Annotated in this window: 14 protein-coding genes; 10 read left to right on the top strand and 4 right to left on the bottom strand. The window is 68.4% G+C overall.

The features are described 5' to 3' along the window. Positions 1-24: 24 nt before the first annotated feature. Positions 25-1,602 (top strand): ABC transporter substrate-binding protein, encoded by a 1,578-nt coding sequence (locus tag MTF65_RS20285; RefSeq protein WP_243630234.1) that lies wholly within the window; start codon positions 25-27, stop codon positions 1,600-1,602. Between the two features lie 108 nt (positions 1,603-1,710). Here MTF65_RS20285 and MTF65_RS20280 read toward each other — a convergent pair whose 3' ends face one another. Together MTF65_RS20280 and MTF65_RS20275 are read right to left on the bottom strand one after the other, a co-directional pair. Continuing rightward, positions 1,711-2,385 (bottom strand): response regulator transcription factor, encoded by a 675-nt coding sequence (locus tag MTF65_RS20280; RefSeq protein ID WP_243630233.1) that lies wholly within the window; start codon positions 2,383-2,385, stop codon positions 1,711-1,713. A 64-nt stretch (positions 2,386-2,449) separates the two neighbouring features. Beyond that, the gene (locus MTF65_RS20275) at positions 2,450-3,424 is read right to left on the bottom strand and encodes a RecB family exonuclease (protein WP_374207263.1); all 975 of its coding nucleotides are present in this window, start codon (positions 3,422-3,424) and stop codon (positions 2,450-2,452) included. A 255-nt stretch (positions 3,425-3,679) separates the two neighbouring features. On the opposite strand from MTF65_RS20275, the gene MTF65_RS20270 reads away from it, so the two are divergent. The 3 genes from MTF65_RS20270 to MTF65_RS20260 all read left to right on the top strand — a co-directional run bounded on the left by MTF65_RS20270 (position 3,680) and on the right by MTF65_RS20260 (position 6,549). Next, positions 3,680-4,813, top strand: coding sequence for a site-2 protease family protein (locus tag MTF65_RS20270; protein WP_243630430.1), 1,134 nt, complete (start codon positions 3,680-3,682; stop codon positions 4,811-4,813). An 18-nt stretch (positions 4,814-4,831) separates the two neighbouring features. Next, positions 4,832-5,728 (top strand): tRNA (adenine-N1)-methyltransferase, encoded by an 897-nt coding sequence (locus MTF65_RS20265; protein ID WP_243630227.1) that lies wholly within the window; start codon positions 4,832-4,834, stop codon positions 5,726-5,728. Positions 5,729-6,045: 317 nt separating this feature from the next. Next, positions 6,046-6,549 (top strand): hypothetical protein, encoded by a 504-nt coding sequence (locus MTF65_RS20260; RefSeq protein ID WP_243630429.1) that lies wholly within the window; start codon positions 6,046-6,048, stop codon positions 6,547-6,549. Positions 6,550-6,564: 15 nt separating this feature from the next. Here MTF65_RS20260 and MTF65_RS20255 read toward each other — a convergent pair whose 3' ends face one another. Then, positions 6,565-6,885, bottom strand: a complete 321-nt coding sequence (locus tag MTF65_RS20255) for a ferredoxin (RefSeq protein WP_243630226.1) — start codon at positions 6,883-6,885, stop codon at positions 6,565-6,567. A gap of 264 nt (positions 6,886-7,149) precedes the next feature. Between MTF65_RS20255 and arc the strand changes: the two genes are divergently transcribed. The 6 genes from arc (at position 7,150) to prcA (ending at position 13,281) form a co-directional block, all read left to right on the top strand. Next, positions 7,150-8,916, top strand: a complete 1,767-nt coding sequence (arc, locus tag MTF65_RS20250) for a proteasome ATPase (RefSeq protein ID WP_243630224.1) — start codon at positions 7,150-7,152, stop codon at positions 8,914-8,916. Between the two features lie 251 nt (positions 8,917-9,167). After that, positions 9,168-10,679: a depupylase/deamidase Dop gene (gene dop, locus MTF65_RS20245; RefSeq protein WP_243630222.1), complete on the top strand. Its 1,512-nt coding sequence runs from the start codon at positions 9,168-9,170 to the stop codon at positions 10,677-10,679. Positions 10,680-10,855: 176 nt separating this feature from the next. Further along, positions 10,856-11,068, top strand: a complete 213-nt coding sequence (locus MTF65_RS20240) for a ubiquitin-like protein Pup (protein ID WP_243630220.1) — start codon at positions 10,856-10,858, stop codon at positions 11,066-11,068. A 5-nt stretch (positions 11,069-11,073) separates the two neighbouring features. Next, entirely contained in the window at positions 11,074-11,679 is a 606-nt protein-coding gene (locus MTF65_RS20235) for an endonuclease VII domain-containing protein (RefSeq protein WP_243630219.1), read from the top strand. After that, complete coding sequence (gene prcB, locus MTF65_RS20230; protein WP_243630217.1) at positions 11,631-12,470, top strand: proteasome subunit beta; 840 nt, start codon at positions 11,631-11,633, stop codon at positions 12,468-12,470. The genes MTF65_RS20235 and prcB overlap by 49 nt, the downstream gene beginning before the upstream one ends. A 46-nt stretch (positions 12,471-12,516) precedes the next feature. Further along, positions 12,517-13,281, top strand: a complete 765-nt coding sequence (gene prcA / locus MTF65_RS20225) for a proteasome subunit alpha (RefSeq protein ID WP_243630216.1) — start codon at positions 12,517-12,519, stop codon at positions 13,279-13,281. Positions 13,282-13,344: 63 nt separating this feature from the next. Here the strand turns inward: prcA and MTF65_RS20220 are convergent, their stop codons facing one another. Then, complete coding sequence (locus tag MTF65_RS20220; RefSeq protein ID WP_243630215.1) at positions 13,345-14,346, bottom strand: LacI family DNA-binding transcriptional regulator; 1,002 nt, start codon at positions 14,344-14,346, stop codon at positions 13,345-13,347. Between the last annotated feature and the right edge of the window lie 96 nt (positions 14,347-14,442).

Here is a 14,442-nt window from a genome sequence, read left to right as displayed (position 1 = left end):
TCGACTGTGAAGGACGTTCGCGTGATGAGACGTAACCAGTGGTTGGCGGCCCCGCTCGGCGCAGCCACCGCCGCCGCGCTGCTCAGCGGTTGCGGTTCGCAAGAAGGCACGGCCGCGGACGGCGGCAAGGGCGTGGTCATGGGCATATCCGACAAGGTCAAGGCAACCGACCCCGCGTCGGGCTACGACCCGGGCTCGTGGCTGCTCTTCAACAACGTCTTCCAGTCCCTGCTCAGCTTCCCCAAGGGCGGCACGACGCCGGAGCCCGACGCCGCCCAGGCCTGCACCTTCGAGGGCGGCGACAGCAAGCTCTACAAGTGCGTCCTGCGCCCCAACCTGAAGTTCAGCAACGGCAACAGCCTCACCTCGAAGGACGTCAAGCACTCCTTCGAACGCACGCTGAAGATCAACGACGAGAACGGCCCGGCCGTGATGCTCTCGTCGATCGCGAGCATCGACGCCCCCGACGAGAAGACCGTCGTCTTCCACCTCAAGACGTCCGACGCGACCTTCCCCAGCAAGATCGCCTCGGGCGCCGGCGCCATCGTCGACCACACCGAATACCCGGCCGACAAGCTCCGCACCGACGGCAAGGCCACCGGCTCCGGCGTCTACAAGCTCGACTCGATCAACGACAAGAGCGCCAACTTCTCGGTCAACGACTCCTACACGGGCAAGGCCAAGCCGAAGAACAACGGCGTGACCATGAAGTTCTTCACCGACGACCAGGCCGCCCTCAAGAAGGTCCTGGAAAGCGGCGACGTCGACTTCGCCTACCGGGGCCTCGCCGCCAAGGACATCGCCGACCTCTCCAACAAGACCGGAGAGCAGAAGGTCGAAGTCGTCCAGGGCACCGGAGCCGAGGTCCAGCACCTCGTCTTCAACATGAACGACCCGGTCGCCGGAAAGCTCCCCGTCCGCAAGGCCATCGCCTACCTCGTCGACCGCGAAGCGCTCGTCCAGGGCGTCTACCAGGGCACCGCGACCTCGCTGTACTCGATCGTCCCGGCCGGCATCGGCTCGCACAACACCGCCTTCTTCGACCGCTACGGCGGCACCCCGCAGCCCGAGAAGGCCAAGGCCGTCCTGCGCGCGGCCAACATCAAGGACAAGGTCAAGCTGACCCTGTACTCGACGCCCACCCGCTACGGCCCGGCCACGGACCAGGAGTTCCAGGCCATAGCCAAGATGCTCAACGACAGCGGGCTCTTCGAGGCCGAGGTCAAGTCCATCCCCTTCGACCAGTACGAGAAGGACATCGAGGCCGGCAAGTACGGCGTCTACGTGAAGGGCTGGGTGCCCGACTACCCGGACGCCGACAACTTCACCCAGCCGTTCTTCGGCCCGGGCAACGTCCTCGGCAACAACTACGAGAACAAGGAGATCACCGGGACGATCATCCCCTCGACCTCCGCCAAGTCCGACCGCACCGCGGCCACCATGGACTACGGCCGCCTCCAGGACATCGTCGCCGAGGAGATCCCGCTCCTCCCGCTCTGGCAGGGCAAGCAGTACGCCGTCGCCCGCCAGAACGTGACCGGCCTCCAGTGGTCCCTGGACGCCTCGACCGTCTTCCGCTTCTGGGAGATCTCGAAGGGCTGACCCGCCCCGCACCACGAACGGGCCGGCAACCGCGTGCCGCGGTTGCCGGCCCGTCGCCGTTCCCCCGGCCCGGCTCAGTAGTCCCGGGCCCACACACCCGCCCCGGGACTACTGAGCCGCCCCCGGCCGCACCAGACCGCTCTCGTACGCGTACACGGCCGCCTGCACGCGATCGCGCAGGCCCAGCTTCGTCAGAACATGCCCCACGTGCGTCTTCACCGTGGTCTCACTCACGAACAGATCCGCCGCGATCTCCGCATTCGACAGACCCCGCGCCACCAGCTTCAACACCTCGACCTCGCGCTCCGTCAGCGTCCCCAGCACGTTCGGAACGCTGTCCTCACCCGACGGCAGATGCCCCGCGTACTTGTCCAGCAGCCGCCGCGTGATGCTCGGCGCCAGCATCGCCTCACCCGCCGCGACCACCCGGATCGCCTGCACCAGCTCATTGGCCGGCGCGTCCTTCAGCAGGAACCCGCTCGCCCCCGCCCGCAGCGCCTCCACCACGTACTCGTCCAGATCGAAAGTCGTCAGGACCAGCACCTTCGCGGGCCCGTCCCGGCCCGGACCGGTGATCTGCCGGGTCGCCTCCACCCCGTCCATGCGCGGCATCCGGATGTCCATCAGCACCACATCGGGCTGCAACGCCCGCACCTGGTCCAGCGCCTGCAGACCGTCCCCGGCCTCACCGACCACCGCCAAGTCCTGTTCGGCCTCCAGAATCATCCGGAAACCGGTGCGCAGCAGCGGCTGGTCGTCGACCAGAAGGACGCGGATCGCCACGGGGTCTACCTCGTATTCATCGGACGGCTTCGGGGACGCCGCCCATTCTGCCCTGACCCGGCGATCAGGAATCCGCCGGGCGTACGACCGGCTCCGCCACCGGTGCGGGGTGCTCCACCGGCGCCGCCTCCGGCTCCGCCTCCGCCCCCGCCACCGCCTCCGCACGAGGGATGATCGTCAGGGGATAGGCCGGGGGAGTCCCGCCGAACTCCGGACACACCGCCTGATGATCACACCAGCCGCACAGCTTCGTCGGCCGCGGCCGCCACTCACCCGTCTCCGTCGCCTCCCGGATCGCCTCCCACAACGCCAGCAGCTTGCGCTCCACCCGCTCCAGATCCGCGACCACCGGGTCGTACGTCACCACGTCCCCGCTGCCCAGATACACCAGCTGCAACCGCCGCGGCACGACCCGCTTCAGCCGCCACACCACCAGCGCGTAGAACTTCATCTGGAACAGCGCACCCTCGGCGTACTCCGGCCGCGGCGCCTTCCCCGTCTTGTAGTCGACGATCCGCACCTCGCCCGTCGGCGCCACATCCACCCGGTCGATGATCCCGCGCAGCCGCAACCCCGAATCCAGCTCCGTCTCCACGAAGAACTCCCGCTCCACCGGCTCCAGCCGCGTCGGGTCCTCCAACGTGAACCAGCGGTCCACCAGCGCCTCGGCCTCCGTCAGCCACCGCGCCAGCCCCGCCCCCTCATCACCCACCGGAAACAACTCCGTCAGCTCCGGCTTCGCCTCCAGCAACCGGTCCCACTGCCCCGGAATCAACGCCTTCGCCCGCGGCGCCGTCCGCTCCTCCGCCGGATGATCGAAGAGCCGCTCCAGCACCGCGTGCACCAGCGTCCCCCGCGTCGCCGCCGCACTCGGCTTCTCCGGCAGCTTGTCGATCACCCGGAACCGGTACAGCAGCGGGCACCGCATGAAATCACTCGCCCGCGAAGGAGACAGCGAAGCGGGCCGGGCAGCAGCGCTCGGCACGGCATCGGCATCAGCATCGGCAGTGCCAGGAGCGGAACCGGGGGACGTCGTCATACCCGAAACAGTACGACCCATCACCGACAGCACGCGCATACCATCGACGCCGACCCCCCTCGCACTGCATGATCGGTGCATCACACCCAGCGACAACGCGACCCCGTTCCGCACCGGAACCGCGGGGGAACCACAATGGGAACCACCGACGGAACCGACCCGCCGGACAGCACCGACCGAAGGACAGCCGTGGCAGACACCGACCAGACCGGCGAGCGCCCGAGCCGGCGCCCCGACCCCGGCGGCGGACTCCTCATGGGCCGCCCCTTCGGCGTGCCCGTCTACGTCTCGCCCAGCTGGTTCCTCGTCGCCGCCCTCATCACCTGGGTCTTCGGCGACCAGCTCGACCGCATCCTGCCCGACCTCGGTCCGGTCCGCTACCTCGTCTCCCTCTTCTTCGCCGTCGCCTTCTACGCCTCCGTCCTCGTCCACGAACTCGCGCACACCATCGCCGCCCTCCGCTTCAAACTCCCCGTGCGCCGCATCCAGCTCCAGTTCTTCGGCGGAGTCTCCGAGATCGAGAAGGAATCCGAGACCCCCGGCCGCGAATTCGTCCTCGCCTTCGTCGGCCCCCTGCTCTCCCTCCTCCTCGCCGGCGCCTTCTACCTCGGCCTCGAAGCCGTGGACCCGGCCACCGTCCCCGGCGTCCTCCTCGCCGGCCTGATGATCTCCAACCTCCTCGTCGCCGCCTTCAACCTGCTCCCCGGCCTCCCCCTCGACGGCGGCCGCATGCTCCGCGCCGTCATCTGGGGCATCACCGGCAAACCCATGACCGGCACCATCGCCGCCGCCTGGGTCGGCCGCGGCCTCGCCCTCGCAGTCCTCCTCGGCCTGCCCCTCCTGACCCACACCGGCATCCTCGGCAACCGCACCGAGGAAATCGACGGCATGAACACCGTCATGGACGCCCTGCTCGCCGCGATCCTCGCCGCCATCATCTGGACCGGCGCCGGCAACAGCCTCCGCATGGCCCGCCTGCGCGAACACCTCCCCGAACTCCAGGCCCGCGCCCTCACCCGCCGGGCCATCCCCGTCGAGAACACCACCCCCCTCTCCGAAGCCCTGCGCCGCGCCAACGAAGCCGGCGCCCGCGCCCTCGTCGTCGTCGACGGCCACGGCGACCCCACCGCCATCGTCCGCGAAACCGCCATCGCCTCCGTACCCGCACACCGCCGCCCCTGGGTCGCCGTCAGCACCCTCGCCCAGGACATCAACGACGGCATGAAGGTTTCAGCGGACCTCACCGGCGAAGAACTCCTCGAACACCTCCGCGCCACCCCCGCCTCCGAATACCTCGTCATCGAACCCGGCGGCGAGATCTACGGCGTCCTCTCCACCCTCGACGTCGAAAAGGCCTTCGTGAAGGCCATGGCGCGGCCCCAGCCCTGAAGCCAATACACTGGTCACATGTCCGAACCGACCGGTGCCGCCCGCCGACGCGGGCCCTTCGAGGTCGGGGACCAGGTTCAGCTCACCGACCCCAAGGGCCGCCACTACACGTTCACGCTCGAAGCCGGGAAGAATTTCCACACCCACAAGGGTTCCTTCCCCCACGACGAGCTGATCGGTGCCCCCGAGGGCAGTGTTGTCCGTACCACGGGCAACGTCGCCTACCTCGCGCTGCGTCCCCTGCTCCCCGACTATGTCCTTTCCATGCCCCGCGGTGCCGCCGTGGTCTACCCCAAGGACGCGGGCCAGATCCTGGCCTTCGCCGACATCTTCCCCGGCGCCCGCGTCGTCGAGGCAGGCGTGGGCTCCGGCTCCCTGAGCAGCTTCCTGCTGCGCGCCATCGGCGACCAGGGCATGCTCCACAGCTACGAGCGCCGACCGGACTTCGCCGAGATCGCCACGGCCAACGTCGAGCGCTACTTCGGCGGCCCGCACCCCGCGTGGCAGCTCACCGTCGGCGACCTCCAGGACAACCTGTCCGACTCGGACGTCGACCGCGTCATCCTCGACATGCTCGCCCCCTGGGAATGCCTGGAGGCCGTCTCCAAGGCCCTGGTCCCCGGTGGCATCCTCTGCTGCTACGTGGCCACCACCACCCAGCTCGCCCGGACCGTCGAATCCATCCGCGAGTTCGGCTGCTACGCCGAACCGCAGCCCTGGGAATCGATGATCCGCAACTGGCACGTCGAAGGCCTCGCCGTCCGACCCGACCACCGGATGATCGGCCACACCGGCTTCCTCGTCACCGCCCGCCGCCTCGCGGACGGCGTCGAGCCCCCGCTGCGCCGCCGCCGCCCCTCCAAGGGCGCCTACGGCGAGGACTACGACGGCCCCGGCAGCGACCGCTCCGCCTGAGCCGCCCCGGAAGCCCAACACGAAGGCGCTGTGGCGCAGTTCCCCGAGCAACACGGGAACTGCGCCACAGCGCCTCTTCGTTGTCCCGGACACCGGCCACCACACCGGCCACCACACCGGCCCACCACACGCGGCCACCACACCCGGACCCAGCCATTCCACCTGAGTGTGAGGTATGGCACGATGCTGGCGCCCCGTCACCCTTCGCACAGGAGACACCCCGCGTGCCGCACCGTCCCGCCCAGCCGGCCCCGCCCCTGGAAGACCTGGCGCACAGCCACACCAAGCCCGTCCACTGGTTCGCCACGGCCTCGGCCATGGCCGCCGTCGTAGCCGCCGCGGGCCTCGTCCAGCCCTCCGCCGGCGCCGCCTCCGCCTCGGCCGCGAACGGTCCGCGGGCAGCCGCCCCCGACGCCCGGGCGCTCACCTACCCCCTCGACTGCAAGGGCGCCCCGCAGGCCGTCACGGACACCGCCCAAGGCGACCTCGACGGCGACGGCAGCCCCGAGACCGTCGCCGCCGTCCGCTGCGACGCCGGCTCCGGGACCCCGCCCCACGCGATCTACGTCATCACCCAGGACACCGCCGGTCCGAACGGCGCCGCCCGCCCCCGCGTCGTGGCCACCCTGCTCGACACCGCGCGACGCCAGACCGCCACCGACCTCACCGTGCGCGACGGGATCGTCACCGCCCGTCTCCTCGGCTACTCCTCACCCGAGGTCCCGCGCTACAGCCCCGACATCAAGCAGCTCGCCAAGTGGCGCTGGAGCGACGGGAAATTCCGCCAGGAGCTGACGGACTCGGCCGCCAGGCGGGTTTGAAGCGTCACGAGGCCATTACTCGGCGTCGGGACCGTACACCTCGACCCTGTCCGAAACGCGCCTTACGTGGATACAGTCCCCCGGGCATTCCTTCGCCGAATCGACCACGTCCCGGAGCAGCGTCAAGGGAACCGGAGTGGTCGCCCCCGCCTCCACCAGAAGCTCGTCCTCCGGGCTCTTCACATACGCCAGACCGTCGATGTCCAGCTCGAACACCTCCGGGGCGTACTGCACGCAGATGCCGTCCCCGGTGCAGAGGTCCTGGTCGATCCAGACCTCGAGCGGCTCCCCGGCCCCGCCGGTGCCGCCCGCGAGGGCCTCCTGCTGCACGGTCATATCTCCTGCCGTTCCCTGCGCTGAGTGATCCTTCCCGGCCACAACTCGCGGCAAGTCGCGCGAGCCCTGACGGGTGTTGAACAGTTCGACCTTACAACCGGCTGCTTTCCGATGTTGAAGGGTGGGTATTTCCTTGGCGTGAGGGAGTACGCAAGGGTGAAGATCGGACACACCTCTACCGTCTTTGTGATCTAGGGGTTTCAATCACCACCAGCCCAGGTAGGGTCAGGAAGCGTCCAGCTCCCCTTGGAGGAGGTGAGGACCGTGGCAGCCCACGACGACGACATCAACCGCGGCATCCGGCCCGGGCGAGGGTCCGAGGACCCCGCCGGACAGGTTGCCTATCTCGAGCAGGAAATCGCCGTCCTGCGACGTAAGCTCGCCGACTCTCCGCGACACACGAGGATTCTCGAAGAGCGGATCGTCGAGTTGCAGACAAACCTGGCCGGCGTCTCCGCACAGAACGAACGACTGGCGAATACCCTCCGTGAGGCCCGCGACCAGATCGTGGCCCTCAAGGAAGAAGTCGACCGGCTCGCACAGCCGCCGGCCGGTTTCGGTGTCTTCCTTCAGGCGAACGAAGACGGCACCGTCGACATCTTCACCGGCGGCCGAAAGCTCCGCGTGAACGTCAGCCCCAGCGTCGACCCGGAAGAGCTCCGGCGCGGCCAGGAAGTCATGCTCAACGAAGCGCTCAACGTGGTCGAGGCCATGAAGTTCGAGCGGGCCGGGGACATCGTCACCTTCAAGGAGATCCTCGAGGACGGCGAGCGCGCCCTGGTCATCGGACACACCGACGAGGAGAGGGTGGTGAGGCTCGCCGAGCCGCTCCTGGACGTCCCTATCCGAGCCGGCGACTCCCTCCTGCTCGAACCCCGCTCCGGCTACGTCTACGAGATCGTCCCCAAGAGCGAGGTCGAGGACCTCGTCCTCGAAGAAGTCCCCGACATCGACTACAGCAAGATCGGCGGCCTGGGCGACCAGATCGAGTTGATCCGCGACGCCGTCGAGCTCCCCTACCTCTACCCGGACCTGTTCAAGGAACACGAACTGCGGCCGCCGAAGGGCATCCTGCTCTACGGCCCGCCCGGATGCGGCAAGACGCTCATCGCCAAGGCCGTGGCCAACTCGCTTGCCAAGAAGGTCGCCGAGGTGACCGGACAGGCCGCGGGGAAGTCGTACTTCCTGAACATCAAGGGACCCGAGCTCCTCAACAAGTACGTCGGCGAGACCGAGCGGCACATCCGCCTCGTCTTCCAGCGTGCCCGCGAGAAGGCGAGCGAGGGCACCCCCGTCATCGTCTTCTTCGATGAGATGGAATCCCTCTTCCGCACCCGCGGATCCGGAGTCAGCTCGGACGTGGAGAACACCATCGTCCCCCAGCTGCTCGCCGAGATCGACGGCGTGGAAGGCCTGGAGAACGTCATCGTCATCGGCGCCTCCAACCGCGAGGACATGATCGACCCGGCCATCCTGCGCCCCGGCCGGCTCGACGTGAAGATCAAGATCGAGCGCCCCGACGCCGAAGCCGCGAGGGACATCTTCGCGAAGTACCTCAAGGCCTCGCTGCCGCTGCACGCCGACGACCTCACCGAGCACTCGGGCTCTCCCGAGGTCGCCGTCCACAGCATGATCCAGACCGTCGTCGAGCAGATGTACGCCGAAACCGAGGAAAACCGCTTCCTCGAGGTCACGTACGCCAACGGCGACAAGGAAGTCCTCTACTTCAAGGACTTCAACTCGGGCGCGATGATCCAGAACATCGTCGACCGTGCGAAGAAGATGGCGATCAAGGCCTTCCTCGAGCACAACCAGAAGGGCCTCCGGGTCTCCCACCTCCTCCAGGCCTGCGTGGACGAGTTCAAGGAGAACGAGGACCTGCCGAACACCACCAACCCCGACGACTGGGCCCGAATCTCCGGAAAGAAGGGCGAGCGGATTGTATTCATCCGCACCCTCGTCACCGGAAAGCAAGGCGCGGACACCGGACGCTCCATCGACACGGTGGCAAACACCGGTCAGTACCTCTGACAAAGCGGGGCGGCTGCGGGTGCCCTCACGGGGCATCCGCAGCCGACTGCTTTACCGACCGCAGTTCAGCCGTGGACGGGAAAAGTCAATGACTGAAATGATCTCCCCACCAGCGCGGAGTGGTTCTAGGCTCTTCCGTACCGCCGGTCGCGCAGTGCGGGGACGGACACCGCACAGGCACACGCACCGGAGCACCAGCGGTACTTGAGCGCCGCTCCCGAACGGGAGCGCCGCCGGGCAAGGAGGGCCGCATGACCGTACGGCGAGTAATGGGGATCGAGACGGAGTACGGGATCTCCGTCCCGGGGCACCCGAACGCCAATGCCATGCTCACCTCGTCCCAGATCGTCAACGCCTACGCGGCGGCGATGCACCGGGCGCGCCGCGCCCGCTGGGACTTCGAGGAGGAGAATCCGCTGCGGGACGCCCGCGGCTTCGACCTCGCCCGCGAGGCCGCCGACAACAGCCAGCTCACCGACGAGGACATCGGCCTCGCCAACGTGATCCTCACCAATGGCGCGCGGCTCTACGTCGACCACGCGCACCCCGAGTACAGCTCCCCGGAGATCACCAATCCGCTGGACGCCGTCCTGTGGGACAAGGCCGGCGAGCGGATCATGGCCGAGGCGGCCGTCCGGGCGGCCCAGCTGCCCGGGGCCCAGCCGATCCACCTCTACAAGAACAACACCGACAACAAGGGCGCCTCCTACGGCACGCACGAGAACTACCTGATGAAGCGGGAGACCCCCTTCTCGGACATCGTGCGCCACCTGACCCCCTTCTTCGTCTCGCGGCAGGTCGTCACCGGCGCGGGACGCGTGGGCATCGGGCAGGACGGGCGCGAGGACGGCTTCCAGATCAGTCAGCGCGCGGACTACTTCGAGGTCGAGGTCGGCCTGGAGACCACCCTGAAGCGGCCCATCATCAACACCCGGGACGAGCCGCACTCGGACGCCGAGAAGTACCGCCGGCTGCACGTGATCATCGGCGACGCGAACCTGTCCGAGATCTCGACCTACCTCAAGCTCGGCACGACCGCGCTCGTCCTGTCCATGATCGAAGACGGCTTCATCAACGTGGACCTGGCCGTGGACCAGCCGGTGCGCACCTTGCACCAGGTCTCCCACGACCCCGACCTGCACCACCTGATCACCCTGCGCAGCGGCCGCACGCTGACCGCCGTACAACTCCAGATGGAGTACTTCGAGCTGGCCAGGAAGTACGTGGAGGAGCGGTTCGGGGCCGACGCGGACGACCAGACCAAGGACGTCCTCGCTCGGTGGGAGGACGTGCTGGGGCGGCTGGAGAGCGACCCGATGAGCCTGTCGGGGGAGCTGGACTGGATCGCGAAGCGGGAGATCCTGGAGGGCTACCGCAGGCGGGACGGGCTGGGCTGGGACGCGGCGCGGATCCACCTGGTGGACCTCCAGTACGCGGACGTACGGCCCGAGAAGGGCCTGTACAACCGCCTGGTGGCCCGCGGCAAGATGCAGCGGCTGGTGGAGGAGCCGGCCGTGCAGCGGGCCCAGGGCAAGCCGCCGGAGGACACCCGGGCGTACTTCCGGGGGCGGTGCCTGGAGCAGTACGCGGACGACGTGGCGGCGGCGTCCTGGGACTCGGTGATCTTCGACCTCCCGGGCCACGACTCCCTCCAGCGGGTCCCGACGCTGGAGCCGCTGCGGGGGACGCGGGCGCACGTGAAGGAGCTCCTGGACCGCTGCCGGACGGCGGAGGACCTGGTACGGGTGCTTTCGGGGCGGTGAACGCGGCTGAAAGGCCCCCGGGGCGGGAATCATGAGAAGGCCCGCACGTTATGAAAGTGCGGGGACGAATGTCGGACCCTCCTTGTAGGGTCCGACGTAGGGTCTGATCTTGAGAGAGATCCCGAATCCCGGGGTCTCTCGACGTGAGCGTGCGAACCGAGCGGGGTGAGGTAGACATGGCGACCAAGGACACCGGCGGCGGACAGCAGAAGGCGACGCGCTCGACCGAGGAGGTCGAGGAGCAGACCGTAGAGGCTGAGTCCGACCTCAAGGAACGACAGGAAAAGCTCTCCGACGACGTCGACTCCGTACTTGACGAGATTGACGATGTACTCGAGGAAAATGCCGAGGACTTCGTGCGCTCATTTGTCCAGAAAGGTGGCGAATGAGCTAAATGTCCGATTTGCCGAATGGGAAGCAGTGTCGAGGCTGTCTGGCAGTGCTCGCGCCTGACTCGTTCGCGGCGGATCGGAACCGTCCGGACGGGCTCCAGACGCGATGTCGCACATGCGTTGCGGAGTACTGCGCAGAGCGGTACCGAGCCCGTCGGGCGGCTGAAGGCAAGGTCGGCCGCGAGAAGGTCGAAGTGCCCGAGGGACACAAGATCTGCCGGACCTGCGGAGAGGTCAAGCCGCACAGCGAGTGGCATCGCCGGAAGAGCGCCCCTGATGGGCTTGCCACACGGTGCAAAACGTGTCGCAAGCCCAGGGATCGTGCTGGGCACCTGAAGCGTAAGTACGGCATTACCGAGGCCGAGCGAGAGCAGATGATCGCAGCCCAGGGCGGTGTCTGCTGTATCTGTCTGCGGGCTCCAGCCGTGCATGTGGATCATTGCCACACGACGGGTAGGGTCCGTGGCGTACTTTGCTTCAACTGCAACACGGCCCTTGGCCTATTGCAGGAAGACCCCGACCGATTTCGTCGGGCAGCCGAATACCTGGAGGGACACGCGTGGAAGCCAACAATCGTGGCACAGGGCGTCTACCGGCAGCCTTCCTGACGCCGGGGTCGTCGTCCTTCATGGACTTCCTGGGCGCGCACTCGCCCGAGATGCTGCCGGGGAACCGCAAGCTCCCCGAGGGTGTCATCGAGGCGCCGCACGGGACGACCATCGTGGCCGCCACCTTCCCCGGCGGGGTCGTGCTCGCCGGTGACCGGCGAGCGACCATGGGGAACATGATCGCGCAGCGGGACATCGAGAAGGTGTTCCCGGCCGACGAGTACTCCGCGGTGGGCATCGCCGGTACGGCCGGTCTGGCCGTGGAGATGGTCAAGCTGTTCCAGCTGGAGCTGGAGCACTTCGAGAAGGTCGAGGGGACGACCCTCTCCCTGGAGGGCAAGGCCAACCGGCTCTCGACCATGATCCGGAGCAATCTGGGGATGGCGATGCAGGGGCTGGCGGTCGTGCCGCTGTTCGCCGGGTTCGACGAGGCCAAGGAGAAGGGCCGGATCTTCTCCTACGACGTGACGGGCGGCCGCTCCGAGGAGCACGGCTTCGCCGCCACCGGCTCCGGTTCGATCTTCGCGCGGGGCTCCATGAAGAAGCTGTACCGCGACGACCTCACGGAGCAGCAGGCCACCACCCTGGTCGTGCAGGCCCTGTACGACGCCGCCGACGACGACTCGGCGACCGGTGGGCCGGACCTGTACCGCCGGATCTTCCCGATCGTCACCGTCATCACCGACGAGGGTTTCCGCAGGCTCAGCGAGGAGGAGTCCTCGGAGCTCGCCCGCGCCATCACCGAGCGGCGCATGGAGCAGCCCGACGGCCCGCGCGCCGCCCTGCTCTGACCATTCGTCGCCCCGTGGGCGCCCAGAAGAAAGGGACGGACAGCCGGTGTCGACTCCGTTCTATGTGTCACCCCAGCAGGCCATGGCCGACCGGGCGGAATACGCCCGGAAGGGTATTGCCCGCGGTCGCAGCCTCGTCGTGCTGCAGTACGCCGACGGCATCGTGTTCGTCGGTGAGAACCCGTCCCGCGCGCTGCACAAGTTCAGTGAGATCTATGACCGGATCGGCTTCGCGGCCGCCGGTAAGTACAACGAGTACGAGAATCTGCGGATCGGCGGTGTGCGGTACGCGGATCTGCGTGGATACACCTATGACCGTGACGATGTGACGGCGCGTGGGCTGGCGAACGTCTACGCGCAGACGCTGGGCACCATCTTCTCCTCGGCGGGCGAGAAGCCGTACGAGGTGGAGCTGGTGGTGGCGGAGGTCGGTGCGACGGCTGCCGGGGACCAGATCTACCGGTTGCCGCACGACGGGTCGATCGTGGACGAGCACGGTTCGGTCGCGGTCGGCGGGAACGCGGAGCAGATCAGTACGTTCCTCGATCAGCGTCACCGGGACGGGATGACCTTGTCCGAGGCGTTGAAGCTGGCGGTGCAGGCGCTGTCCAGCCAGGCGAACAATGCGGACAAGGCGATTCCGGCGGAGCGGCTGGAGGTCGCGGTGCTGGACCGGACGCGGTCGCAGCAGCGGAAGTTCAAGCGGATCCGGGGTCGTCAGCTGTCGCGGTTGCTGGAGGCGGACGTTCCGGCGGCTGCCCAGGCGGATGCGGTGTCGAACGACGAGGTGCCGGAGGACGACGCCGAGTAGGACCCGGGTGCGTGGGCCCCGGTCTGCCCGTAGGGGTGGGCCGGGGCTTTGTCGTGTGCGGGTTCAGGAGGGGGCCGGGGCGGGGCCTGAGGAGTCGCGGACGACGAGGTTCACGGGGATGTCGGGGGCGGTCCAGGGGGTGCCTTCGAGGACGGCGAGGAGGGCGGTCATGCCTTGTTCGCCGACGCGTTCGGCGGGGAGGTGGACGGTGGTGAGTTCGGGTTCGACGGCGGTGGCGAGGGCGAGGTCGTCGAAGCCGGTTACGGAGAGGTCCTCGGGGATGCGCAGGCCGAGGCGGCGGGCGGCTTTGCAGGCGCCGGCGGCGAGGATGTCGTCGTCGCAGACGATGGCGGTGGGGCGGCCGTCCGGGGTGGCGAGGGCGGCTTCCATGGCGGTACGGGCGCCGTGCACGGTGAGGGGGGACCGTACGGTGCGCAGCTCGGTGTCGGGGCCCAGGAGGGTGTTCAGGGCGCCGGCGCGGACTTCGAAGGTCCAGGTGTCGATGGCGGAGGCGAGGTGGAGGAAGCGGCGGTGGCCGTGGCCGAGGAGGTGTTCGGTGACTTGGCGCATGCCGTCGGCGATGGCGAGGTTGACGTGGGCGGCGGCGGTGCCGGCGGTGGGGTCGCTGTCGAGCATGACGAGGGGGAGGGTGTCGCCGCCGATGGCTTCGAGGGTGTGGGCGGCCATGGAGGAGGCGATGACTCCGTCGAGGGCGGCGCGGGCGGAGGCGAAGGGGTCGCGGGCGGGGCCGGTGCCGTCGGGGGAGGGGTAGAGGACGACGCCGAAGCCGTGTGCGGCGGCGATGCGGGCGGCGCCGGTGTAGACGCGGGCGAAGAATTCGTTGGTGAGGGCGGGGACGACGAGGAGGGCGGTGCGGGTGCTGCCGAGGCGGAGGTTGCGGGCGGCGAGGTTGGGGCGGTAGCCGAGGTCGGTGGCGGCTTCGCGGACGAGGTTCGCGGTGCGTTCGGAGACGCGGCCGCGCCATTTGTCGCCGAGGACGAGGGAGACGGTGGCCTGGGAGACCCCGGCGGCGTGGGCCACGTCGCGGCTGGTGGGTCTGGTCACGGGTGGCTCCTGGTCGGGGTGGTGCGGGTGGACCGGTGGGCTGTGGCCATGGTACGTATGACGGGTCAAGTTATACGTATTACCCCGGCTGGATCC

The sequence above is a fragment of the Streptomyces sp. APSN-46.1 genome (assembly GCF_022815725.1).
Classification (GTDB): domain Bacteria; phylum Actinomycetota; class Actinomycetes; order Streptomycetales; family Streptomycetaceae; genus Streptomyces.
Note: the sequence above shows the minus strand (reverse complement) of the source record. Positions and strands in the feature narration are given on the sequence as shown.

What these genes read in the sequence shown, in the direction of transcription:
- MTF65_RS20285 (WP_243630234.1), top strand. Translation starts at nt 25, where the DNA reads ATGAGACGTAACCAGTGGTTGGCGGCCCCGCTCGGCGCAGCCACCGCC.
- MTF65_RS20275 (WP_374207263.1), bottom strand. Translation starts at nt 3,424, where the DNA reads ATGACGACGTCCCCCGGTTCCGCTCCTGGCACTGCCGATGCTGATGCC.
- MTF65_RS20270 (WP_243630430.1), top strand. Translation starts at nt 3,680, where the DNA reads ATGGGCCGCCCCTTCGGCGTGCCCGTCTACGTCTCGCCCAGCTGGTTC.
- MTF65_RS20265 (WP_243630227.1), top strand. Translation starts at nt 4,832, where the DNA reads ATGTCCGAACCGACCGGTGCCGCCCGCCGACGCGGGCCCTTCGAGGTC.
- MTF65_RS20260 (WP_243630429.1), top strand. Translation starts at nt 6,046, where the DNA reads ATGGCCGCCGTCGTAGCCGCCGCGGGCCTCGTCCAGCCCTCCGCCGGC.
- MTF65_RS20255 (WP_243630226.1), bottom strand. Translation starts at nt 6,885, where the DNA reads ATGACCGTGCAGCAGGAGGCCCTCGCGGGCGGCACCGGCGGGGCCGGG.
- dop (WP_243630222.1), top strand. Translation starts at nt 9,168, where the DNA reads ATGACCGTACGGCGAGTAATGGGGATCGAGACGGAGTACGGGATCTCC.
- MTF65_RS20240 (WP_243630220.1), top strand. Translation starts at nt 10,856, where the DNA reads ATGGCGACCAAGGACACCGGCGGCGGACAGCAGAAGGCGACGCGCTCG.
- MTF65_RS20235 (WP_243630219.1), top strand. Translation starts at nt 11,074, where the DNA reads ATGTCCGATTTGCCGAATGGGAAGCAGTGTCGAGGCTGTCTGGCAGTG.